The sequence below is a fragment of the Streptomyces sp. NPDC051740 genome, assembly GCF_044453165.1.
GTDB classification, from domain to species: Bacteria; Actinomycetota; Actinomycetes; order Streptomycetales; family Streptomycetaceae; genus Streptomyces; species Streptomyces atrovirens.
On sequence record NZ_JBITCL010000007.1, the window covers coordinates 229,255 to 250,115 of the forward strand.

21 protein-coding genes and 1 pseudogene are annotated in these 20,861 nt (G+C 70.2%); 7 read left to right on the forward strand and 15 right to left on the reverse strand.

The annotated features are described in order from the left end of the window. Positions 1-147: 147 nt before the first annotated feature. The 6 genes from ACIA6T_RS14640 to ACIA6T_RS14665 all read right to left on the reverse strand — a co-directional run bounded on the left by ACIA6T_RS14640 (position 148) and on the right by ACIA6T_RS14665 (position 6,736). Entirely contained in the window at positions 148-1,815 is a 1,668-nt protein-coding gene (locus ACIA6T_RS14640; protein ID WP_399446859.1) for a DoxX family membrane protein, read from the reverse strand. Between the two features lie 219 nt (positions 1,816-2,034). Then, positions 2,035-2,979 (reverse strand): 23S rRNA (guanosine(2251)-2'-O)-methyltransferase RlmB, encoded by a 945-nt coding sequence (gene rlmB / locus ACIA6T_RS14645; RefSeq protein WP_399446860.1) that lies wholly within the window; start codon positions 2,977-2,979, stop codon positions 2,035-2,037. A gap of 157 nt (positions 2,980-3,136) precedes the next feature. Further along, positions 3,137-4,537, reverse strand: a complete 1,401-nt coding sequence (cysS, locus tag ACIA6T_RS14650; protein WP_399446861.1) for a cysteine--tRNA ligase — start codon at positions 4,535-4,537, stop codon at positions 3,137-3,139. Between the two features lie 121 nt (positions 4,538-4,658). Next, on the reverse strand, positions 4,659-5,156 hold the full coding sequence (ispF, locus tag ACIA6T_RS14655) for a 2-C-methyl-D-erythritol 2,4-cyclodiphosphate synthase (RefSeq protein WP_399446862.1): 498 nt from the start codon (positions 5,154-5,156) through the stop codon (positions 4,659-4,661). Continuing rightward, a complete protein-coding gene (ispD, locus tag ACIA6T_RS14660; RefSeq protein ID WP_399446863.1) occupies positions 5,146-5,922 on the reverse strand; it encodes a 2-C-methyl-D-erythritol 4-phosphate cytidylyltransferase in 777 nt (258 codons plus the stop codon). The genes ispF and ispD overlap by 11 nt, the downstream gene beginning before the upstream one ends. A 331-nt stretch (positions 5,923-6,253) precedes the next feature. Beyond that, positions 6,254-6,736 (reverse strand): CarD family transcriptional regulator, encoded by a 483-nt coding sequence (locus tag ACIA6T_RS14665; protein WP_003953493.1) that lies wholly within the window; start codon positions 6,734-6,736, stop codon positions 6,254-6,256. Between the two features lie 664 nt (positions 6,737-7,400). On the opposite strand from ACIA6T_RS14665, the gene ACIA6T_RS14670 reads away from it, so the two are divergent. Further along, positions 7,401-8,099 (forward strand): DUF461 domain-containing protein, encoded by a 699-nt coding sequence (locus ACIA6T_RS14670; RefSeq protein WP_399446864.1) that lies wholly within the window; start codon positions 7,401-7,403, stop codon positions 8,097-8,099. A gap of 337 nt (positions 8,100-8,436) precedes the next feature. On the opposite strand, the gene ACIA6T_RS14675 is transcribed toward ACIA6T_RS14670, so the two are convergent. Both ACIA6T_RS14675 and ACIA6T_RS14680 read right to left on the reverse strand, forming a co-directional pair. Next, positions 8,437-9,117, reverse strand: coding sequence for a response regulator transcription factor (locus ACIA6T_RS14675; RefSeq protein ID WP_030829297.1), 681 nt, complete (start codon positions 9,115-9,117; stop codon positions 8,437-8,439). Next, a complete protein-coding gene (locus ACIA6T_RS14680; RefSeq protein ID WP_399446866.1) occupies positions 9,114-10,427 on the reverse strand; it encodes a sensor histidine kinase in 1,314 nt (437 codons plus the stop codon). Before ACIA6T_RS14680 ends, ACIA6T_RS14675 begins: the two co-directional genes overlap by 4 nt. 202 nt (positions 10,428-10,629) lie before the next feature. Here ACIA6T_RS14680 and phoU point away from each other — a divergent pair, with 202 nt between their 5' ends. From phoU to ACIA6T_RS14700, 4 genes and pseudogenes are all read left to right on the forward strand, one after another. Next, positions 10,630-11,319, forward strand: a complete 690-nt coding sequence (gene phoU / locus ACIA6T_RS14685; protein ID WP_073934358.1) for a phosphate signaling complex protein PhoU — start codon at positions 10,630-10,632, stop codon at positions 11,317-11,319. Between the two features lie 132 nt (positions 11,320-11,451). Further along, positions 11,452-11,607: a hypothetical protein gene (locus ACIA6T_RS14690; RefSeq protein ID WP_167748580.1), complete on the forward strand. Its 156-nt coding sequence runs from the start codon at positions 11,452-11,454 to the stop codon at positions 11,605-11,607. A gap of 210 nt (positions 11,608-11,817) precedes the next feature. Continuing rightward, a pseudogene (locus ACIA6T_RS14695) lies at positions 11,818-12,924 on the forward strand (RNA-guided endonuclease InsQ/TnpB family protein); the annotation flags it as partial. 378 nt (positions 12,925-13,302) lie between these two features. Continuing rightward, complete coding sequence (locus ACIA6T_RS14700) at positions 13,303-14,064, forward strand: phosphoglyceromutase (protein WP_344559489.1); 762 nt, start codon at positions 13,303-13,305, stop codon at positions 14,062-14,064. A gap of 71 nt (positions 14,065-14,135) precedes the next feature. On the opposite strand, the gene ACIA6T_RS14705 is transcribed toward ACIA6T_RS14700, so the two are convergent. Further along, positions 14,136-14,456 (reverse strand): ATP-binding protein, encoded by a 321-nt coding sequence (locus ACIA6T_RS14705; protein WP_399446964.1) that lies wholly within the window; start codon positions 14,454-14,456, stop codon positions 14,136-14,138. 359 nt (positions 14,457-14,815) lie between these two features. Between ACIA6T_RS14705 and ACIA6T_RS14710 the strand changes: the two genes are divergently transcribed. Continuing rightward, positions 14,816-15,601: a GntR family transcriptional regulator gene (locus ACIA6T_RS14710; RefSeq protein ID WP_399446867.1), complete on the forward strand. Its 786-nt coding sequence runs from the start codon at positions 14,816-14,818 to the stop codon at positions 15,599-15,601. 172 nt (positions 15,602-15,773) lie between these two features. Here ACIA6T_RS14710 and ACIA6T_RS14715 read toward each other — a convergent pair whose 3' ends face one another. The 6 genes from ACIA6T_RS14715 to ACIA6T_RS14740 form a co-directional block, all read right to left on the reverse strand. Then, positions 15,774-16,763 (reverse strand): DUF6879 family protein, encoded by a 990-nt coding sequence (locus tag ACIA6T_RS14715; RefSeq protein ID WP_399446868.1) that lies wholly within the window; start codon positions 16,761-16,763, stop codon positions 15,774-15,776. A gap of 768 nt (positions 16,764-17,531) precedes the next feature. Further along, the gene (locus ACIA6T_RS14720) at positions 17,532-17,711 is read right to left on the reverse strand and encodes a hypothetical protein (RefSeq protein ID WP_399446869.1); all 180 of its coding nucleotides are present in this window, start codon (positions 17,709-17,711) and stop codon (positions 17,532-17,534) included. Positions 17,712-17,787: 76 nt separating this feature from the next. Further along, positions 17,788-18,162: a molybdenum ABC transporter substrate-binding protein gene (locus ACIA6T_RS14725; protein WP_399446870.1), complete on the reverse strand. Its 375-nt coding sequence runs from the start codon at positions 18,160-18,162 to the stop codon at positions 17,788-17,790. Positions 18,163-18,212: 50 nt separating this feature from the next. Then, the gene (locus tag ACIA6T_RS14730; protein ID WP_399446871.1) at positions 18,213-18,974 is read right to left on the reverse strand and encodes an adenylate/guanylate cyclase; all 762 of its coding nucleotides are present in this window, start codon (positions 18,972-18,974) and stop codon (positions 18,213-18,215) included. Positions 18,975-19,038: 64 nt separating this feature from the next. Beyond that, a complete protein-coding gene (locus tag ACIA6T_RS14735) occupies positions 19,039-19,563 on the reverse strand; it encodes a hypothetical protein (protein WP_399446872.1) in 525 nt (174 codons plus the stop codon). Beyond that, positions 19,524-19,754, reverse strand: coding sequence for a hypothetical protein (locus ACIA6T_RS14740; RefSeq protein WP_399446873.1), 231 nt, complete (start codon positions 19,752-19,754; stop codon positions 19,524-19,526). The genes ACIA6T_RS14735 and ACIA6T_RS14740 overlap by 40 nt, the downstream gene beginning before the upstream one ends. 110 nt (positions 19,755-19,864) lie before the next feature. On the opposite strand from ACIA6T_RS14740, the gene ACIA6T_RS14745 reads away from it, so the two are divergent. Next, positions 19,865-20,590, forward strand: a complete 726-nt coding sequence (locus ACIA6T_RS14745; protein WP_399446874.1) for a Crp/Fnr family transcriptional regulator — start codon at positions 19,865-19,867, stop codon at positions 20,588-20,590. Positions 20,591-20,861 lie beyond the last annotated feature (271 nt).

Sequence of the window (20,861 nt, forward strand, 5' to 3'; positions counted from 1 at the left end):
GGGGGGGGGGGGGGGGGGGGGGGGGTGGGGGGGGGCCCCCCCCGGGGTCGGGGGCCGGGGCTTCATCCCGGACCGTCTGGCGCCGCCGCGGCCGGGGGGGGGGGCCCCCCCGGGGGGCCGGCGGCCCCCCCCACTGCCGTATGCGAGCTATCCCAGGAGGCCGCCCACGAGTCCCGGCTTCCCGGAGGAGCCGCCGCTGCCCCCGCTCGGCGCTCCGCTGCCGCCGGAGGCGCCGGCGCCGCCCGAGGTGGGGCCGGAACTGGTGCTCGGTGCCTGGTCGGCCGGGGAGGACTGCCGGGGCGGTACCTGGCCGGCGCTGCCCTGGGTCTGGCTGGGCGCGCCGGTGGCCGCGTCTGCGCCCTGGGACGCGCCGGGGGTGGTGGCGCCTGCGGACGGGCTCGCCGTGTCCGAAGTGGCGTCCCGGGTGGGCGAGGTGGAGGCGGACGGGGTCCGCTTCTCCTTCTGGCGTTCGCCGGAATCTCCCGGCAGCGGGGAGCCGGGGAGCTCGTTGCGCGGGGCCTCGCCGGGCCCGGGGACGACCACCCGGTCGGCGTCCCGCACGGCACCGCCGAGCAGTGAGCCGACGAGCATGCTGAACCCGCAGACCACGAAGGCGACCAGGGCGCCCCGGCGCAGCACGTACCGGCGCAGGTCCCAGATGTCGGTGCGGGGGCCGAGCCGGCGCCAGGCCCGGCTCGCGAGGCGGCCGTCGACGGAGTAGACGGGGGCGCCCGCGATGATCAGTGGTGACCAGGCGGCGAGGTAGATGATGTCGGGTGTCTCGTAGGCGGGGACGCTCTTCCAGCTGACGGTGACCAGCAGTGCCGCCGAGAGCGTCGCCCCGACGACGGCGGCCAGGCGCTGCCAGCAGCCGAGGGCGGTCAGGACGCCGACGACGATCTGGGCGAAGGCGATGGCGAGGCCGGAGCCGATGGGGTGCTCCAGGGCGAACTGGCGCAGCGGCTCGGCGACTTCCCAGGGGTGCAGGGTGTGCAGCCACTTGACCATGGAGCCGCGCTTGCCGCCCTCGAAGTAGAGGGGGTCGCACAGCTTACTCATCCCGGCGTAGACGGAGATGCCGCCGAGGAAGACGCGCAGCGGGAGCAGGACGACGCCGAGGTTCATCCGGCGGCCGGGGTAGTAGGCGTGCCGGGCCGGGTCGTCGCCGTGCCGTCTGGCGCGGCGGCCGGTGTCCTCGGGTCCGTCGTCGTACGCGGGTCCGTCGTAGGCGGGTTCGTCGTAGGCGGGTTCGTCGTAGGCGGGTTCGTCGTAGGCGGGTTCGTCGTAGGCGCTGCCGACCGTGCGCATCGGGGGCAGCAGGGGCCCGTCGGCCGGGCTGCGCTGGGCGCCGACGAACGGGGTTTCGAGGGTCTGGGTGACCGGGTCGTCGGCGTGGTCGTACCCGGTGCCGGTGCGCGGGATGACCCGGGTGGCGCCGGAGTCGGTGAGCGGCTCGTCGGCGTGGCGGACGCCTCCGTGCCGTACGGCCTGGAGCAGTCGGTGGGCGCCGGTGTCGTCGGGGGCGGACCGGCCGCTCCAGACGACGGGCCGGCGGCGGGTGGCCTGGCCGGGCGTGCCCACGGTGGTGACGACGGGGATGCGGGCGGTGTCCTCGGCGGCGCTCACGTGCCGTGCGATCCGCGGCGATGGGGCGCGCCGCGCCGAGACGCCCAGCTGCACGCGGAAGCTGGCGTGATTGACGATGACCTGCGCCGGATCGCTCGGCACCTTCACCATGCTCAGCGCGGGAGCGTCGTCGAGTCCCGACGAGCGGTCCCCCGTGGGTGTGCGGGGTGTTCTCGTGTCCACACTCATCTAACCGAGTGACATGGCGTTAGGACACTGCCTTGACCCGCCGGAAGTGTCCGGACCGCGTCAAGCCTGCCCGGACCCCCCGGAATACCCCGTATGGGCGACCCAACCGAACACCCGTCCAGCCACACCGGCGGCACCCCCGTCTGCCGCACTCGCACGCTGGACGGCTTCGCACGGGCGCGCCGGCCTCCGACCGGCGGCCTCCACCGGCCCCCGGAATCAGCCCCGCCGACGCGCCGCCTCGTACAGCACGATGCCCGCCGCCACACCGGCGTTGAGCGACTCCGCGCCGCCCGGCATCGGGATCCGTACCCGGAAGTCGCAGGTCTCGCCGACCAGGCGGGAGAGGCCCTTGCCCTCGCTGCCGACGACGATGACGACCGGTCCGTCCAGTGCCTCCAGGTCGCCGAGCTCGGCCTCGCCGTCGGCGGCCAGGCCGACGACCGCGATCCCGGCCTTCTTGTACGCCTCCAGCGCGCGCGTCAGGTTGGTGGCGCGGGCGACGGGCGTACGGGCGGCCGTACCGGCGGACGTCTTCCAGGCGCCGGCGGTCATCCCGGCGGCGCGCCGCTCGGGCACGACGACGCCGTGGCCGCCGAACGCGGAGACGGAGCGGACGACCGCGCCGAGGTTGCGCGGGTCGGTGACCCCGTCGAGGGCGACGATCAGCGGGTCCTGTCCCTCGTCGTGGGCGCCGGCGACGAGGTCCTCGGGGTGCGCGTACTCGTACGGCGGGACCTGGAGCACCAGACCCTGGTGGTTCAGGCCGTTGGTCATGCGGTCGAGTTCGGGGCGGGGGGCCTCCATGAGGTTGATCCCGCCGCGCTCGGCCGCGAGCTGGAGCGCCTCGCGCACCCGCTCGTCGTTGTCGATGAACTGCTGGACGTACAGCGTGGACGCGGGCACGCCCCCGCGCAGCGCCTCGACGACCGGGTTGCGGCCGACGACGAGTTCGGAGGCCGAGCGGCCCCCGCCGCGCCGCTGCTGCGGGCGGGCGCCCTGGGCGCGGCGGACCTTCGCCTGGGCGGCGCGCTGCTTGGCGTGCCCCTTGCGCATCTCGGCGGGCGGCGTGGGCCCCTTGCCTTCCAGGCCCCGGCGCCGCTGGCCGCCACTGCCGACCTGCGCGCCCTTCTTGCCGGACATGCGGCGGTTGTTCGCGGCCATGAGGTATCCGTCTCCGTGTGGTCGTGGGTGGTGCTGCTTTTGTGCGTACTGCGTGCGTACGTCTGTGACGTGTGCCTATGAAGTGTGCCGCCCGGAGGCCCGGACGGCACAGTCGATCTTCGGATGCCGAGGTCGGAGCCGGTCGGGGCCTGGCTCCTCAGCGCGGGCCGAGGCTCCAGCGCGGCCCCTGCGGGCTGTCCTCGATGACCAGGCCGGACTGGTTGAGCTGGTCGCGGATGGCGTCCGCGGTGGGCCAGTCCTTGCGGGCGCGGGCGGCCTCGCGCTGGTCGAGGACCATGCGGACGAGGGTGTCGACCGCGCCGTGCAGGTCTTCGCCGCGGTCGCTCTCGCCGGCCCAGTGCGGGTTCAGCGGGTCGAGGCCGAGCACGCCGAGCATGGCGCGGACCTCGGCGAGGCGGGCGACGGCCTCCTCCTTGTCGTCGGCGGCCAGTGCGCTGTTGCCCTGCCGGACGGTGGTGTGCACGACGGCGAGCGCCTGCGGGACGCCCAGGTCGTCGTCCATCGCCTCGGCGAACGCGGGCGGCACCTCGGCGGCGGGCTCGACGACGCCCCCGGCCTTCTCCACCACGCGCTGCACGAAGCCCTCGATCCGCGCGAACGCGGACTCCGCCTCGCGCAGGGCCTCCTCGCTGTACTCGATCATCGACCGGTAGTGCGGGGTGCCGAGGTAGTAGCGCAGCACGATGGGCCGCCAGCGCTTGACCATCTCGGAGACCAGGACGCTGTTGCCGAGCGACTTCGACATCTTCTCGCCGCTCATGGTGACCCAGGCGTTGTGCACCCAGTACCGGGCGAACTCGTCGCCGTAGGCCTTGGCCTGGGCGATCTCGTTCTCGTGGTGCGGGAAGATCAGGTCGAGGCCGCCGCCGTGGATGTCGAAGGCGCTGCCGAGGTACTTGTGCGCCATCGCCGAGCACTCCAGGTGCCAGCCGGGGCGTCCGCGGCCCCACGGCGTCTCCCAGCTCGGCTCGCCGGGCCTGGCCGCCTTCCACATCGCGAAGTCGCGCGGGTCCCGCTTGCCGGTCTCGCCCTCGGCGGACGGCTGGAGCAGGTTGTCCAGCTCCTGGTTGGACAGCCTCAGGTACTCGGGGAACGAGGTGACCGCGAAGTACACGTTGCCGTCGGCCTCGTAGGCGTGCCCGCGCTCGATGAGGCCGCGCATCATCTCGACCATCTCGGTGATGTGGCCGGTGGCGCGCGGCTCGTAGGTCGGGGGCAGGCAGCCGAGGGCGCGGTAGCCGTCGGTGAAGGCGCGCTCGTTGTCGTAGCCGATGGACCACCAGGGGCGGCCCTGTTCGGCGGACTTGGCGATGATCTTGTCGTCGATGTCGGTGACGTTGCGGATGAACGTCACCGCCAGGCCGCGGTACTCGAACCAGCGGCGCATGATGTCGAAGTTCAGGCCCGAGCGGATGTGCCCGATGTGGGGTGCCGCCTGCACGGTGGCACCACACAGGTAGATCGAGACGCAACCCGGCTGGAGCGGGGTGAAGTCACGGATCTGCCGGGCGCTGGTGTCGTACAGGCGAATAGTCACGACACCAGGGTAGTAGGCGCGGGCGTGTGCGGTGCGCCTCTGGCGGTTTCGACGACGTATGTCACGTGCGGGCCCGATGGGGGTTGATCGCGCAGTTCCCCGCGCCCCCTGGTCGGGACACTCACCCTTCTTGTACGACCAAGGCTGTTGCCACTGCCATCAGGCCTTCCTCTCTCCCCGGGAACCCCAGACCGTCCGTCGTGGCGCCGGAGACCGAGACCGGGGCGCCCGCTGCCTCCGAGAGGAGTTCCTGGGCTTCCTGTCTGCGTTTGCCGATCTTCGGGCGGGGGCCGATCACCTGTACGGCGATGTTGCCGATGCGGAAGCCGGACTCGCGGACGATGCGGGCGGCCTCCGTCAGCAGGGTGGTGCCGGACGCGCCGGACCATTCGGGGCGGCCGGTGCCGAAGTGCTGCCCCAGGTCGCCGAGGCCGGCGGCGGAGAAGAGGGCGTTGCAGGCGGCGTGGGCGACGACGTCCGCGTCGGAGTGGCCGGCGAGGCCGGGGCCCTCGCCCTCCCACTTCAGGCCGGCGCACCACAGTTCGCGGCCGTCCTCGAAGGCGTGGATGTCGGTGCCGATGCCGACCTGCGGCAGGGGGTACGGCTGTTCAGAAGCCATCGTTGAGCCTCCTGCGGGCCAGGACCGCCTCGGCGAGGACCAGGTCGAGGGGGCGGGTGACCTTGAAGGCCTCCTCGTGCCCGGGGACGGTGACGACGGTGAGGCCGAGCTGTTCGACCATGCTCGCGTCGTCGGTGACGTCGTCCTTCACCGTCTCGTGGGCGCGTACGAGGGTGGCCCGGTCGAAGCCCTGCGGGGTCTGCACGGCCCGCAGCAGCGACCGGTCCGGGGTGGCGACCACGGGTTCCGGCTCGCCCGGGACGTCGGCGGGCCGGACCTGCTTGACGGTGTCGGCGAGCGGCAGCGCGGGCACGACGGCGGGCGCTCCGTCGCGTACGGCCTCGATGACGGCGTCGACGGTGTCGACGGGGACGAGCGGGCGGGCCGCGTCGTGCACCAGGACGATGTCGTAGCCGGGCGGCAGCGCGTCCAGGCCGAGCTTCACGGACTCCTGGCGGCTCCCGCCGCCGGGGACCACGAGGAAGTCGGTGCGGTCGGGCAGGGCGTGCGCGTCGAGCAGTGACTTGACCTCGGGGGCGCCGTCGGGCGGGGCCACGACGACCACCAGGGAGACGGCGCGGGAGGCGGCCATCGCGCGGACGGCGTGGATGAGCATGGGCGTGCCGCCCAGCGCGCGGAGCGCCTTGGGGGCGCCCGGTCCGAGGCGTACACCACGGCCGGCGGCGGGGATCACGGCCGCCGTACGGGCGGCCGTACGGCCGGATGCGGGGTTCGGTGACGGCGGGGGGAGCGGATCGTCAGACATCGGTTCCTGTCAGGTTTGTGTGCTCGGCCCGGGTGGGTATGGCCTGGGCGTACCCCCTGCTCCCGGAGCGGGGGAGTGCCGGGCGTTCCGCCTTGACCAGCCCCTTCCGTGATTCTGGTCGAGTCGACCGCCCCGGCCCGGCACGCCAGGGGTGGGGACGTGAGTCATGACACATTCCCCGGCGCGGCGCAAGTGCAGCGTACGTGCGGTGTCCGGGTACGAACATGCCGCAGCGCCCGGCGACGTCCATGACGTCAGCGGGCACCGCGGCATTTCAAGTGCTGAGTGCTGAGATGAGAGTGGGCCGCGGGCCGCGACCGACTCGGAAATCTCAGGAGGCGAGGACCTCGTCGAGCAGGGCCTCGGCCTTGTCCTCGTTGGTGTTCTCCGCGAGGGCGAGCTCGCTGACCAGGATCTGACGCGCCTTGGCGAGCATGCGCTTCTCACCGGCGGAGAGTCCGCGCTCGCGCTCACGACGCCACAGGTCACGCACGACTTCCGCGACCTTGATGACATCGCCCGAGGCGAGCTTCTCGAGATTTGCCTTGTAACGACGGGACCAGTTCGTGGGCTCCTCCGCATACGGTGCGCGCAGCACCTCGAAGACCCGGTCCAGCCCGTCCTGACCGACCACATCACGTACGCCGACGAACTCCGCATTGTCCGCTGGCACACGTACCGTCAGGTCACCCTGGGCGACCTTCAGCACCAAGTAGGTCTTGTCCACGCCTTTGATCTGGCGAGTTTCGATAGCCTCGATCAGCGCGGCCCCGTGATGGGGATAGACCACGGTGTCGCCAACCTTGAACGTCATGTGACAGGTACCCCTTCCGTGGCTATCCAGGGTAACACGGATACGGCGTCTTCTGAATGGCGTTTTCGCAGGTCAGGGCCATTCTCGGGGCTTGACAACAGCAACAGGAACGTGCTGCGGACGCCTAGCGGAAGCAGGTATTCGCAGGTCGGAGCGGCTCTCCGGCGCAAGCGAAACGCGCACGTCACACACATCCGGAGCCCCGCACGAGCGGTCGAACATCCCCATATGTCCGGTTCCAAGTGCTCGAGTTCCGCTACTCCGTTCGGTGCGCGGAGCCGGGTTCCGGTCGAATCCGGAATTGATCACACGGCACGAGGATGAGCGGCCGGTGATCAATTCCGGAGCCCTCCGCTCATTCCTTCACGGGAAATGCGCGATCACTATGGGAATGGCGTGGGAGTACGGCGCGAAAGCGGCCCAAGTGACTGGTGAGTCACTTGTGACTCAAGAGGCGGAGCGCGCCCGCTCTCGACCGTCGACGAGGTGGCGCCGGGGGCGGTGGCGGGGGTTCCGGGCATGCCTTACCGGGCCGACACGGGACGTCTCGGGAGGGTCGGGTGCGGCCTCGCGGGGACGGCTCGGTAACCTGAGGCCGCTGACAGACACTTAGGGCGGCTTCACCCGGTCGCCGAACGACTCGAGTCAAGGAGTTGCCGCCGCCGTGAGCAGCAGCCTTCGACGCGGCGCTCTCGCCGCCGCCGCCATCGCGTTCTCGATCGCCTCGCTCTCCGCGTGCGCGGCCGGCCACAACGCCCAGAGCCTGGAGATCAAGCCGGACAACGCGGCGACGACCGTCGGCGACATCAAGGTCCAGAACGCCACGGTCATCACCCAGCCCGACCTGGAGTCGACGGGCCCGGCGGTCGTCTCCGCCACCCTGTTCAACGAGGGCCGCACCGACCAGACGCTGGAGTCGGTCACCATCCCCGGCACCGGCAAGACCGCCGAGCTGACCCCCGCCGAGGGCGGCAGCCTCACCGTCCCGGCCGGCGGCTCGCTGATCCTCGGCGGCGAGGGCAACGCGTCCGCCGTTCTGCCCAGCAGCCGTGAGGCCGTCCAGGACGGCAACGCCCAGAAGGTCACCTTCACCTTCAGCAAGACCGGCGACGTGAGCCTGCGCGCGATCGTCTTCCCGGCCGAGCACTTCTTCGAGAGCTGGGGTCCGAGCCAGGAGGCCGCCGCGCCGGGCGCCTCGGCGGAGCCGTCGACGGAGCCGTCCGCGGAGTCCTCCGACGAGCCGGCCGCCGGCACCACGGACGAGGCCACCGGCGCCCCGGAGAGCACGGAGAACACCGAGACCGACGAGTCCTCGGTCACCCCGACCGACGCAGCCTCGGCAAGCGCCCAGACCGGCCACTGAGCACACGCACAACACAGAAGGGCGGGACCCCCGAGGGGCCCCGCCCTTCACGTAACCGCACGTAACTGCGGGCAGTCGCGCCGCTGGGACGGCGCCCACCCCGCCGCATCACTGCGGGCAGTCGCGCCGCTGGGACGGCGCCCACCCCGCATCACTGCGGGCAGTCGCGCCGCTGGGACGGCGCCCACCCCGCATCACTGCGGGCAGTCGTGCCGCTGGGGCGGCACGGGTGGGCGCGGCGGCACCCCGCAAACGCCGGGCCGCGCAACACCCCCCGCCCAGCCACAGCACCGGCACCGGCACCGGCACCGGCACCGGACAACGCCGCGCCGCAGGCCTACGGCTCGAACTTGTACCCCAGCCCCCGAACCGTCACCAGATACCGCGGCGCCCCCGGATCCGGCTCGATCTTCGCCCGCAGCCGCTTCACATGAACATCGAGGGTCTTGGTGTCACCGACGTAGTCGGCCCCCCACACCCGGTCGATCAGCTGCATCCGCGTCAGCACCCGCCCCGCGTTCCGCAGCAGCATCTCCAGCAGATCGAACTCCTTCAGCGGCAGATCGACCTTCGTACCGCCCACCGTCACCACATGCCGGTCGACGTCCATCCGCACCGGCCCGGCCTCCAGCGCCGCCGGAGCGACCTCCTCCGGCTCCCCGCGCCGCCGCAGCACCGCGCGGATACGGGCCACCAGCTCCCGCGAGGAGAACGGCTTGGTGACGTAGTCGTCGGCCCCTATCTCCAGCCCGACAACCTTGTCGATCTCGCTGTCCTTGGCGGTCACCATGATGACGGGGACGTTGGAACGGCCGCGCAGCTGGCGGCACACCTCGGTGCCCGGCAGCCCGGGCAGCATCAGGTCGAGCAGAACGAGGTCGGCGCCGTTGCGCTCGAACTCGTCGAGTCCGTCGGGCCCGGTGGTCGCGACGGCGACCTCGAAGCCCTCCTTGCGGAGCATGTACGACAGGGCGTCGGAGAAGGACTCCTCGTCCTCGACGACGAGCACACGGGTCACGGAAGGACCTCCGGGGAGGGAAGCGTTTCGTACGCGGATGAATCGGAAGAGTGGGGGGATGAGTGGGACGCCCGCCGAGCCTCACCGTCGAGGCCGTGGGTGTCGCCGTCCTGGTGGGACATGTCGTCCCGGTGGGACATCTGGTGGGCGCGGTCGCGGGCCGCACGGGCCTCCGGCAACCGCAGGGTGAAGGTGGAACCCTGGCCCTCGGCGCTCCACACCGTGACCTCCCCGCCGTGCGAGGCGGCCACGTGTTTCACGATCGCGAGGCCGAGCCCCGTACCGCCGGTGGCACGGGAGCGGGCCGGGTCGACCCGGTAGAAGCGCTCGAAGACGCGCTCCTTGTCCTTCTCCGAGATGCCGATGCCCTGGTCGGTCACCGCTATCTCGATCAGGTCCCCGCCGGGCTGCGCGACCGTACGGGCCGCGATGCCCACGCGGGTGCGGGCGGGTGAGTAGTTGACCGCGTTCTCGACGAGGTTGCCGAGCGCGGCGGCGAGCTGACCGCGGTTGCCCCACACGTGCAGGTCGGCGGTGCCTCCCGCGGCCATGGTGATCTCCTTCGTCCCCGCCGCGTGCCGGCAGCGGTCGATGGCCTCGGCGACCAGTTCGTCGACGCGGATGGGTTCGGCGTCCTCCAACGGGTCGTCGTTCTGCACCCGGGAGAGGTCGATGAGCTCCTGCACCAGGTTCGTCAGCCGGGTCGCCTCGATCTGCATCCGTCCGGCGAACCGTTCCACCGCCTCGGGGTCGTCGGAGGCGTCCATCACGGCCTCCGAGAGCAGCGAGAGCGCCCCGACGGGCGTCTTCAGCTCGTGGCTGACGTTGGCGACGAAGTCACGTCGTACCGCCTCGATGCGGCGGGCCTCGGTGAGGTCCTCGACGAGCAGCAGAACGAGCCGGGAGCCGAGCGGCGCCACCCGCGCGGACACCGCGAGGGCCTCGCCGCGTCCGGTCCCCCGGCGGGGCAGGTCCAGCTCGACCTGGCGTATCTCGCCGTCGCGCCGGGTGTCGCGGGCCATCTGCAGCATGGGCTCCACGGCGAGCTTGCCGCCGCGGACCAGCCCGAGGGCGTACGCGGCGGAGCTGGCCTTGACCACTCCGTCGGCCTCGTCGAGGACGACGGCGGACGAGCGCAGCACGGACAGCACGGTGTCCACACCCGGCGGAAGCACCGGGTCCGTGTGCAGGGAGGTGCGCGTGGGGCGCCTCTGTTCGCGCTCGCTGAAGCGGAACGCCAGCACGGCGATGACGCCGGTGAGTACCCCGGCGATCGCTGCCACTGCGGCAACCGCCGCGTTCACGTCCATGCGTCCAGGTTAGGCATGGCGCGGGTGGTGCCCACAGCCGTCGGAGTGCGAGCTCGAACACTCGTCGCCCAGAGTTCACCTTGGAGCCAGGGACGGTTCACGTGAGGTGGCGGAACCGGACGCGTAGGGGACACAACGTGGGAGCGTGGGGAGGAGAGCAGGCCCCTGAAGCCCGGACGAAGAAGCACGAGAGGAACCCCTGATGCGGGACGCGTACCACGAGGAACTGGATTCGATCGGTGACGGTCTGGTGGAGATGGCCCGGCTGGTCGGGTCGGCGATCGGACGCGCCACGACGGCCATCCTCGACGCCGATCTGAAGCTGGCGGAGAGCGTGATCGAGGCCGACCAGAAGGTCGACGAGCTCCAGCACGACCTGGAGGCGCGGGCCATCGCCCTGCTGGCCCGTCAGCAGCCGGTGGCGACCGACCTGCGCATAGTCGTCACCTCGCTGCGGATGTCGGCCGACCTGGAGCGCTCGGGCGACCTGGCCCAGCACGTGGCCAAGCTGGCCCGGCTGCGCTACCCGGAGCGGGGGGTCCCGCGCGATCTGCACGCCACGATCCTGGAGATGGGCCAGCTCGCGCAGCGCCTGATGGCGAAGGCGGCCGAGGTGATCATCACCAAGGACGTCGACCTGGCGCTCCAGCTGGAGCAGGACGACGACGCGATGGACCTCCTGCACCGCACGCTCTTCCAGCACCTGATGGACGACCGCTGGAAGCACGGCATCGAGACGGCCGTCGACGTCACGCTGCTGGGCCGGTACTACGAGCGCTTCGCCGACCACGCGGTCTCGGTCGCCAAGCGGGTGGTGTACCTGGTCACCGGCGAACACGCGGACGAGATCCAGTCGGACCTGCAGCCGGTGCCGGGGGTCGAGGGGGCCTGACGGCCGGCGTGACCCCGCGCGAAGGGGCTTGGCCGGAGTGCATACGAGCCTCAATGCGCCGTTGATGCGCCCGGCGGGGCGGGCGTCCAATGGGGCCAGGTGTGCACAGGCGCCAGCCCCGAGGAGGGACCCATGGCCGAATCCCCCAGCACGACGCCCGACCCCGCGCGGGAGCGTGAGACCGAGCAGCCCGCCGAGATCAGGAACCTCACCCTGATCGCCGCCTGCGGCTGCGGCTCGGGCTGCGGCTGCGGCTGCCAGTCGGGCAACCCCTGTCAGTGCGGCTGACGCCGTACGCGCCCGGCCCGTCGTCGACCGAGGACCCCGGCGCCCGTCATGGGCGCCGGGGTCCTCGGCGTGCCGGTGGGTGCGGCGGCGAGGGCCGGTCGCTCGTTCGGGTGAGCGTGATCGGATGCAAAGAGAAGGGCGAGTATCGGAGCTACGTTGGGCGGCATGTCACGTTTCCGGATGTACCCGACGAGCGAGCAGGCGGAGCGGATGCTGCTGCACTGCGCGCACGCCCGGTATGTCTGGAATCTGGCGGTCGAGCAGCACGTGTGCTGGCGGCCGGGCCGCAGGTCCGCTCCCGGGTTCGCGGAGCAGTGCCGTCAGCTCACCGAGGCACGGCGGAGCAGCGACTGGCTGGCCGCGGGAAACGCGGATGTTCAGCAGCAGGCGTTGCAGGACTTCGCCAGGGCCAGGAACGCCCGGTTCACCTCCGGGTTCGGTGCGCCGACCTGGCGCCGGAAGCATGCGCACGAGGGCTTCCGGGTGATCGGCACCGACCGGGTCCCGGAGTTCGAGGCGGACGGTTCGCCGAAGCTGAATGCCCGGGGCAGGCAGGTGATGGGCCGCTCAGTGGTAGTGCAGAGGCTGAACCGGCGGTGGGCGCGGGTGAAGGTACCCGGCTGCGGCTGGGTGCGTTTCCGCCTCACCCGCGCCGAACTGCCGCAGGCGAAGACGTTCCGGGTCACCTTCCGCGACCAGCAGTGGCACATCGCCTTCGCAACCACCCCCGACTCCATCCCCGCGCCCGGCACGGGTGAGATCATCGGTATCGACCGGGGCGTGAAGATCACCGCAGCCCTCTCCGACGGCCGGAAACTGAACTGCCCCCAGCTCACCACCCGCGAACGCGCGCAGATCCGCAAACACCAGCGGCGGGCCGCCCGCACACCCAAGGGCAGCGACCGCAAGCAGGGCGAGTACGCGAAGGTGGCCAGGCTCAAGGCGCGGGAGGCGAACCGGCGCAAGGACTGGTGCGAGAAGACCAGCACCATGCTCGCCCGCACCTATCGCCTGATCCGGTTCGAGAAGCTCAACATCAGGAATATGACCGCCTCGGCGAAGGGAACAATCGAACAGCCGGGCAGGAACGTCCGGCAGAAGGCCGGGCTGAACCGGGCGGTCCTGGCCCGGGGCTGGGGCCTACTACGCCGCCGAACGCAGGAGAAGGCCCCCGGGCGGGTGGAGGACGTCCCCGCCCCGTACACGTCGTTGCGGTGCAGTGCCTGCGGCTGGATCGAGAAGGACTCGCGCAAGAGCCAAGCCGAGTTCGTCTGCGTGTCCTGCGGGTTCACCTGCAACGCCGACGAGAACGCGGCAGTCAACGTCGCGGCAGGACAGGGCGGGATCCCCCGCCCCCGGCGCACGGCCGGTGCCGGAGGGGTGACAGCGGCCACCAGCCGCTCGAGCACCCGTGAACCCCAACCCGTCCGGGTTGGAATCCCCCTTTATCAAGAGGGGGAGGATGTCAAAGCCACCAGAACTCGCGGGGGAGCCCGAAGACGGACTCGCGCACGGCACGTCTCAGTCCGGCGACTGACATGGGACCCTCGTAGAACAGATGTAAGTGTCTAATGCGGCAGGCATAACTTACGGGAGGCCGGTTCCCGGGGACCACTCAATTAACAGATCCCGTCAGCCGTCCGCCAAGCGGGCAGGGCGCGCGGCCCCCGCGGGGTGTCGATTACGCTCGGACACATGGCCGACGCACCGTACAAGCTGATCCTCCTCCGCCACGGCGAGAGCGAGTGGAACGAGAAGAACCTGTTCACCGGCTGGGTGGACGTCAACCTCACCCCGAAGGGCGAGAAGGAGGCGACGCGCGGCGGCGAGCTGCTCAAGGACGCCGGCCTGCTGCCCGACGTGCTCCACACCTCCCTCCAGAAGCGCGCGATCCGCACCGCGCAGCTCGCCCTGGAGGCCGCCGACCGCCTGTGGATCCCGGTGAACCGCAGCTGGCGCCTGAACGAGCGTCACTACGGCGCCCTGCAGGGCAAGGACAAGGCGCAGACCCTCGCGGAGTTCGGCGAGGAGCAGTTCATGCTGTGGCGCCGCTCCTACGACACCCCGCCGCCGGCGCTCTCCAACGACGCCGAGTACTCCCAGTTCTCCGACCCGCGCTACGCGACCCTCCCGCCGGAGCTGCGCCCGCAGACGGAGTGCCTGAAGGACGTCGTCGTCCGGATGCTCCCGTACTGGTTCGACGCGATCGTCCCCGACCTCCTGGCCAATCGCACGGTCCTGGTCGCCGCCCACGGCAACAGCCTGCGCGCCCTGGTCAAGCACCTCGACGGCATCTCGGACGCCGACATCGCGGGCCTGAACATCCCGACGGGCATCCCGCTGTACTACGAGCTCGACTCGGACTTCAAGCCGGTCACCCCCGGCGGCAAGTACCTCGACCCGGAGGCGGCCGCCGCCGCCATCGAGGCGGTCAAGAACCAGGGCAAGAAGAAGTAGGCGCCCGTCAATAAGCCCCCTGCCTGCGGTTTCTACGCCGGTAGGGGGCTTACTTGTGGGGCTGGGCCGTCTCACCCAAGCCAGGTGTCAGCCAGCTCGAAGGAGACGACCGTCCCTCCGAAACGGCTCGGCCCGGAGTGCCAGGAAGCGGCGATGGCGTCGACCAGGAGCAGCCCGCGTCCGTGAGCGTCGGCGTCCGGCCGGCGGAGGCGCACATTCGCGGGGAACCCCGGATTGCGCACCTCCACGCGCAGCGATGTTCCGTCTCGGAACCACTCGACCCGTACGACCCACTCGTCATCGGACCGCCCGTGGAGGACCGCGTTGGTCACCAGCTCCGAGATCATCAGCACGCAGTCGTCGACCGAACAGAGCGGACGGTACGGGGCGATGAACTTCCGGAACCAGCGTCACGCTCGGGGGACGGACTCCGGAACCGGCTGCGAGGTCATCGACCCGAGTCGCGGTGATCCCTCACAGGGGTGCCGGTCGATCACAAAGGCCGTCCGCACTCACTCCTCACCGTTGCCGCCGCGCCGGCGGCAGCACTGATCCCGGACGTCGAACCGTCTTGGTCGACGCCCACGGAAGCGGAACTTCTCTAGACATCAAGAACCCTCCTGGCAGCTCTCTAGAGATGCCAGGCAAGACGGTCGGAGTCCGCCGGAAAGAGGGCGCGTGCGGCTACACGCAGCGAGCGAACGCCCGACCTGTGGCCCAAGGTGTCTAGAGAAGCGAGGAGGGTTCCGGAATGGCGACTACCGACGACGACCGTCGGCCCAAGTACCAGCGGATCGCGGACTCCCTGCGCGAGGCGATCCAGTCGGGCGAGTACGGTCCCGGTGATCGGCTTCCGGGAGAGAACGACCTCATGACCACGCACGGCGTGGCCCGCATGACGGCCCGACAGGCCCTCGGTGTCCTACGGGACGAAGGCATCGCCGAAGCCCGCAAGGGCGCAGGCGTGTTCGTCCGGGCCTTCCGCCCGATCCGGCGCCACGGCATCCAGCGCCTGACCCGCGACCAATGGGGCAACGGCCGTTCCATCTGGTCGGCGGACAGCGAGAACCGGGTACTTGAGGTCGACCGGGTCCCTGTGTCCGAGGAGACGGCACCCGACCGCGTCAGCACGGTCCTGAACCTGGCCGACGGAGAGGTGACGTGCGTGCGGCGCCGGCGCTTCGTCCTGGACGGCAAGCCGGTCCTGCTCGCGACCAGCTACCTCCCCATGCCCCTGGTCGCCGGCTCCGCCATCACCCAGGAGGACACCGGACCGGGCGGAACATACGCCAGACTCGCCGAACTCGGCCATGAGCCGGTGCACTTCCGCGAGGAGATCCGCTCCCACATGCCGTCGAAGGACGAGGCGACACAGTTGAGCATGGCTACGGGCACGCCGGTCATCCTCGCTTCCCGCACCGCGTTCACGGACCGGGGCCGCCCCGTCGAGGTCAACGAGATGACACTGGACGCCGCCTCGTACGTCCTGGAGTACGACTTCGACGCGAGCCCGGCCATCACCCCGGCCAACGACTGAGTCCCAACCTTCTTCACGGGCTCAACGCCCGTGCACGGCGCGGATATGCAGCGACAACGGACACCTCAATAACCACACAGGCCCGTGGAACAACCCCGAGCCCGCCCCTTGATCATGCTGCCGCACCGGGAAGCTCCAAGATCCCCGACAGAGTCGAGCCCAGGCAGCCACATCACGCGCCAACCGTCCCTGGCTCACCTGTCGGGGTTGCGATCGTCTGCGTCGGCACGCCCACATCCCATAGCTCGGCGAACCGCTGGCTCCTCAGTCTGACGTAGTCCTCATGCGCCCTCACGCGCGTCGAGGTGTTGACATGAAGTTGGTCCTGCTCGATCTCGTAGCAAGTCGCCTTGTCGAAAACAATGAATTCGTCCACCAAGCCCCGCCTGACGTTCTGGGGCAGCTGCGTCCGGACAAGCACCCGCGTCTCTATGCCCAGTTCCCTTTGTTCTTCGCCGAGTTGACGCAGGTCGTCGTTGAGGTCCGCCGAGTCGTCCACCAGAAACAGCCGTCGCACCGTCACTCCCCTCGCTATCGCATCGCGTTGCGCCTGCAGATAGAGGTCGGCAGGCCCGCTGTTCCAGAAGTCCCGGTCCACCAGGGAGAGCGTGCTCGTGGTGTCGATGGAGTTCGTGGCGCAGTTGGTAAGGGTCAGCAACCAGTCGTGGTTCTCGCCGGCGCAATCGACACTTCCGCTTTTGAGCGCCTCCATGTCGACGGCGAGGCGCCGCATCAGCTCCTCGGCGAAGCGCCTCATGATGTCGGGCCCCCTGGAGGTGACCTCCACCGCACTGGTGGCCAACGCGGCCACTCCGTCGGAAGGCAGCCTCTCCATCTCGCTGTAGAACTTGGTTGCCTCGCTGATCCGGGCGAAGCTCCTCACGACCGTTTCCTGTGTCTGCGCGTTGTGCCGAGGCAACGCGGCCTTGAGATCCCTCACCTGATTGATCAGGTCACCCAGGAGCTGAAGGACCAGGATGCAGCCACCGACAAAAATGCCGACACCGATCTGCCACTTGGCCTCCGAGTTCGCAACCTTGGTGATGACGGAGGTCAGACCGCCGGCCGCAAGGGAGACGAGTACTTTCAACCACATCCGCCACGCGCCGGACCCTCCCCGCCGCGGTGCGCCGTTCGGTTCCGGACTCGGCCCCATCGCCATCGTGTGTCTCCCCACCAGTAACCGTGTCGGTTTCATCCTCAAGGCGTTGCGAAGTCCTACCCACAACAACTGGTCCGCATGAAGGGAAAGTTGCTCGCGGATGCGCTGCACCGGAATCTGTCACTGCCGGGTGAAGCCCTGCGTCTCCTCAGTGTGCCCCACAGAAGGCGAGTTCCCGGATCACTTGGGCACGCGGCATCCGCGGGTGCGGCAAGTGGTCGACGGCGGTCCGTGGCATCGGGATCGTGGTGGCACTCCCCGCCCTGCCCGGACGGATACCGCCGAGCATGGTGAGCAGTCGGTCGTGAAGAGCAAGGTCCTCGCGGAGTCCGGCAATGCGGTCCGAGGAGTCGCCCGTCGGAGAAGGGGTACATCGAGGTGGCCGGCCGTCAGCCAGGCGCGGTCAAGCCGGGTCGTTCCTGGGCCGTCCGAGGTTGCTCACCAGTGGCCGAGGACGACCGACGACGACCACCAGGCGCATGGTTTCACCGCTTCTGACCAGCGAAGACACAGCCCCCAAGACCCCCGGCAAGAAGAAGTGACACAACCTGAAAAAGCCCTTTCCCCGCGGTGTCGTCCCAGGGAAAGGGCTCTTTCAGGTGGGAGCCCCCGGCTGGTGGCCCGGGGCTGGTTCTCGGGGTCAGCGGGATTCCGCCCGAGGAACGTCCGTGTCGCAGGCTTCGGCCGAATGCGGCCCTGGGTTTCCCCCCTCAGCGTTTCCCCCTCAGCGCTTCGGGGATCGCCACGAAGTGCCGGGCGATGGCCCGTTCACTGGCTGCGGCTCTGGTCCCGCAGCTTCTTGCCGGCGAGGGCGCCGCCGGCACCCACCAGGGCGAGTACCCCGTAGGTGATGAAGAGGCCCAGGCTCGTCGTGCCGATTTTCAGCAGTACGGCCATGAGCACGAAGAGAGCGGTGCCCGCTCCCATCAGTACCTTGTAGAAGGTCAACTGACTGCCTTTCTTCTCCGGTCCTGTGGTCGGATCCTGCGGGGAGCGGGGCGGTCACCCGCTCCTGTGTCGGGCCTCACTCGTAGGGGAGGAGCGGGCCGGTGGTCAGTGGGTGGCCGCAGAGCGCGGCTATGTTCTGTGTGGCCTCGTTCAGTTCCAGGACGGAGGTCGAGTCGGAGTCCGAGATGGTGTCCAGTCGTTCCGCGTCAGTGGAGAGGTCCTCCGGTCCCTCGTAGCGGTCGGCCGAATCCGCGAGCCGGTCCGCCGCCCAGAACACGGGGTCGCCGAACACCTCGCCGATCCCGAGCCGACCGTCCAGCGACTCGTACCGCTCGCAGACCTCCTTCTTGGACGCGGGCCCCGTGGCGCACGCGGTGGTGGTCACCGTGAGCAGGCCCGCGGCCGCCACGGCCACAGCGACGCGCCGTACGACCATGAGGTGGTGCGTCATCCGCTTCTCCTTGCTTTGCCGCTGTCGGTCTCCCGCCGTGTGCGCGGCCGTCACCGGGTGCCGCGCCACCAGCGGGAACGTGGGGCGGGCAGCGTGCCCAGGTGGGCATCGCCGCCGGTCACTACCGCGCCGTCCATGTGCACGCTGTGGCCCGCCGTGACGGACACTCCGCCACGCCTGTTCCCGTCCGGTTCGTCTTCCGTCCCGGGTGCCGACTCGCGGGCGATGCGCAGGGCACAGGCGTGGTCCCCGACCACGTGCAGCCAGGCTTTGGCCCGGGTCTCCTTGACCTGGAGCGTGACGGCATGGAACGTCGTGGGTTCCACTCCCGGGAGGCCCGCGCGGACCACCGTGTCGTGGACCGCCTCGGACACCAGGAGCGCGGTGTCGCTCGTGGCCTCGTCGAGCGCCTGCCGCAGTGGTTCCCCGTCGCAGAGCCGGAAGACGTGGTTGACGGCGTTCCCGGCGAGGCCGTGGCGGTCGCGGTGCACGGCACCGGTGTGAACGGCGATCCTCAGCCGGAGCAGCGGGGCGCTGCGCCGCCTCCTGCCCAGCCCGTCCTCCAGCCGGGGGAGCACGTCGGTGAACAGGGCCCCCACCGGCAGGGCCGGCGGTATGACGACCAGCACGCCGTCCCCCCGGTCCTCGTGAGGGCACAACTGCCACAGTTCGTCGGTGAACGCCGAACGCAGCTCGGTGTAGAGGTCCTCCCGGCTGCGCAGCTGGTCACGGTCGCTGCGCGAGCTGAACCCCTTGATGTCGGCGAACACCAGAGATGCCTGCTGGGCATGGCTGATCACGATGGATGTCACTTTCTGTAGGTGCGTGTGTCGTCCTGCGGCGGCGGCAGGGGTGCCGGTGCCGTACCGGCGGGAGTCACGTCGTCGGAATCGAGAACATGCCGCACTTCAGTTCCTGGCTTCTCGCGTCGACCAGCGAGAGGAAGATCCCGACGTGGCAGAGCTTCAGCAGTCCGTAGTCGGAGGAGTCGACCTGCCAGCGCCCGCCGGACCGGACGAGGCGCACGGTGCCCTGGTTCCGGCCCTTCCACCTGAGCATCACCTGGGCGCCCTTGTCGGTCTCCTCGGGCTTGCCCAGCTCGACCTCGTCGACCCGGTCGCGGTACGCCGGTGACTTCTCGGCGAACGCGGACGTCATGGTGGTCTCGCAGGTCCCGTCGCCGGGCTGCACCAGGTGGCACCAGGACGCGGCGTCCCCGATCCGCTCCGCGGTGCGGGTCTGTTCGACGGTGTGGAGGGCTCCGGTGAGCCCCTGCTCGTTCACGACGGACCGGTCGACCCCGGGCCCGTCCCCGGACCCCAGCGAGACCCCGGCCCAGACCGAGGGCAGGACGACGGCGATCACCAGGCCGCCGGCCAGCAGGGGGTTGGCGAGGGCCATCGGTGGGCCCTCTTGATGATGGTGACCTTGTTCCCGTGGACGTTGTCGCCGACATGGACGTCACGGCCGGCCACGGGCGCGCGGACGTTGATGTCGCGTCCCGACTGGAAGTTCAGCTGGTTCCGTCCGTCGCGTGCGCGCTGTTCCTGGCGCGGGCTTCGGCCCTGCGAGGGCTCCTGCTCTTCGAGCATCTGTCATACCTGTCTACTCATGTGCCTACAAGGCACACGAGAGCAGCACCGGACCGATCAAAAAGATGCAAGTGCCTCATTGGGACAGGTGACTTCGAGACACTCCCGAGGTGAGGCACAAGACGTTCTGGGACACCCTCGACGACGGTGAGCGCAAGGCCATGGAGCGGGTCGGGCGGGTCCCGCGGCAGCCGTTCGAACCCGGTGACACGATTTTCCGGCAGAGCGACAACGCCGACCGGGCCGCCCTGATCATCAGTGGGAAGTGCCGTGTGCTCTGGCACGGCGCGCACGACCGCACGACCTATCTGGCCACTCGCCGGGGCGGAGAACTCATCGGCGAGATGGGCCTCCTGGACGGCGGCCCCCGGAACGCGACCGTCATGGCGCTCACGCAGACGTACGTCCGCTGGTACGGGCTCAAGGTGTTCGAGGAGGTGTTGGCGGAGCACCCGGAGATTCTGCGGAAGGTGCTCCTGAGCGTGTGCACGCGGTTGAAGGAGTCGGATCACCATCGGATCGTCATCGCGAGCGCTCCCGCCCGGCTCAGGCTCAGCCGGCTGCTGCTGCAGCTGGCGGAGGTGGAAGGCGTGACCACCGCCCTGGGAATCGAGATCAGGCAGGTGACGCAGGAGGACCTGGGCGACTGGCTGGGAGTGGGCCGGGAGGCAGCCGGGAGGCAGGTCAGGGAGTTGCAGAGACTGGGGTTCCTCGGCGGCTCATCGGCGAGGTCCCGGATCGTCGTCACCGATGTCCACGGGCTGCGCCGGCACGCGTTCGGCACGGAAGCCGCGGACGGCGCACCCGGGAGCACCGGGAGCCGACTCTCGGAATGACCGGGTTCCGCGGCAGCTCCGCGGCCGTGTCCGCCAAGCGCCGTGAAGTCGTCGGCGGACCGCACGGTCCACGCTCCCGCACGGGCTCCTGGCTGCCCTCGGATCTCGGCGGGTCGTACGTGCCGTCGTGGAAGTGGAAGGGATTCACCTCTGTGTCGTACACGTGGCGGATGCCGTCGTGCGGGAAGCAGGAGAAGACGACCTCTCACCGTGTGACGACGCCGGCGAACAGCGGCGGACGAGCGCGAGCGTCTGCGGACCACCGACGCAG

Coding starts and splice junctions, on each gene's coding strand:
- phoU (WP_073934358.1), top strand. CDS start 10,630: ATGCGGGACGCGTACCACGAGGAACTGGATTCGATCGGTGACGGTCTG.
- ispF (WP_399446862.1), bottom strand. CDS start 5,156: ATGGCTTCTGAACAGCCGTACCCCCTGCCGCAGGTCGGCATCGGCACC.
- ispD (WP_399446863.1), bottom strand. CDS start 5,922: ATGTCTGACGATCCGCTCCCCCCGCCGTCACCGAACCCCGCATCCGGC.
- ACIA6T_RS14680 (WP_399446866.1), bottom strand. CDS start 10,427: ATGGACGTGAACGCGGCGGTTGCCGCAGTGGCAGCGATCGCCGGGGTA.
- ACIA6T_RS14700 (WP_344559489.1), top strand. CDS start 13,303: ATGGCCGACGCACCGTACAAGCTGATCCTCCTCCGCCACGGCGAGAGC.
- ACIA6T_RS14710 (WP_399446867.1), top strand. CDS start 14,816: ATGGCGACTACCGACGACGACCGTCGGCCCAAGTACCAGCGGATCGCG.
- rlmB (WP_399446860.1), bottom strand. CDS start 2,979: ATGGCCGCGAACAACCGCCGCATGTCCGGCAAGAAGGGCGCGCAGGTC.
- ACIA6T_RS14725 (WP_399446870.1), bottom strand. CDS start 18,162: ATGACGCACCACCTCATGGTCGTACGGCGCGTCGCTGTGGCCGTGGCG.
- ACIA6T_RS14690 (WP_167748580.1), top strand. CDS start 11,452: ATGGCCGAATCCCCCAGCACGACGCCCGACCCCGCGCGGGAGCGTGAG.
- ACIA6T_RS14665 (WP_003953493.1), bottom strand. CDS start 6,736: ATGACGTTCAAGGTTGGCGACACCGTGGTCTATCCCCATCACGGGGCC.
- ACIA6T_RS14735 (WP_399446872.1), bottom strand. CDS start 19,563: ATGGCCCTCGCCAACCCCCTGCTGGCCGGCGGCCTGGTGATCGCCGTC.
- ACIA6T_RS14740 (WP_399446873.1), bottom strand. CDS start 19,754: ATGCTCGAAGAGCAGGAGCCCTCGCAGGGCCGAAGCCCGCGCCAGGAA.
- ACIA6T_RS14640 (WP_399446859.1), bottom strand. CDS start 1,815: ATGAGTGTGGACACGAGAACACCCCGCACACCCACGGGGGACCGCTCG.
- ACIA6T_RS14715 (WP_399446868.1), bottom strand. CDS start 16,763: ATGGCGATGGGGCCGAGTCCGGAACCGAACGGCGCACCGCGGCGGGGA.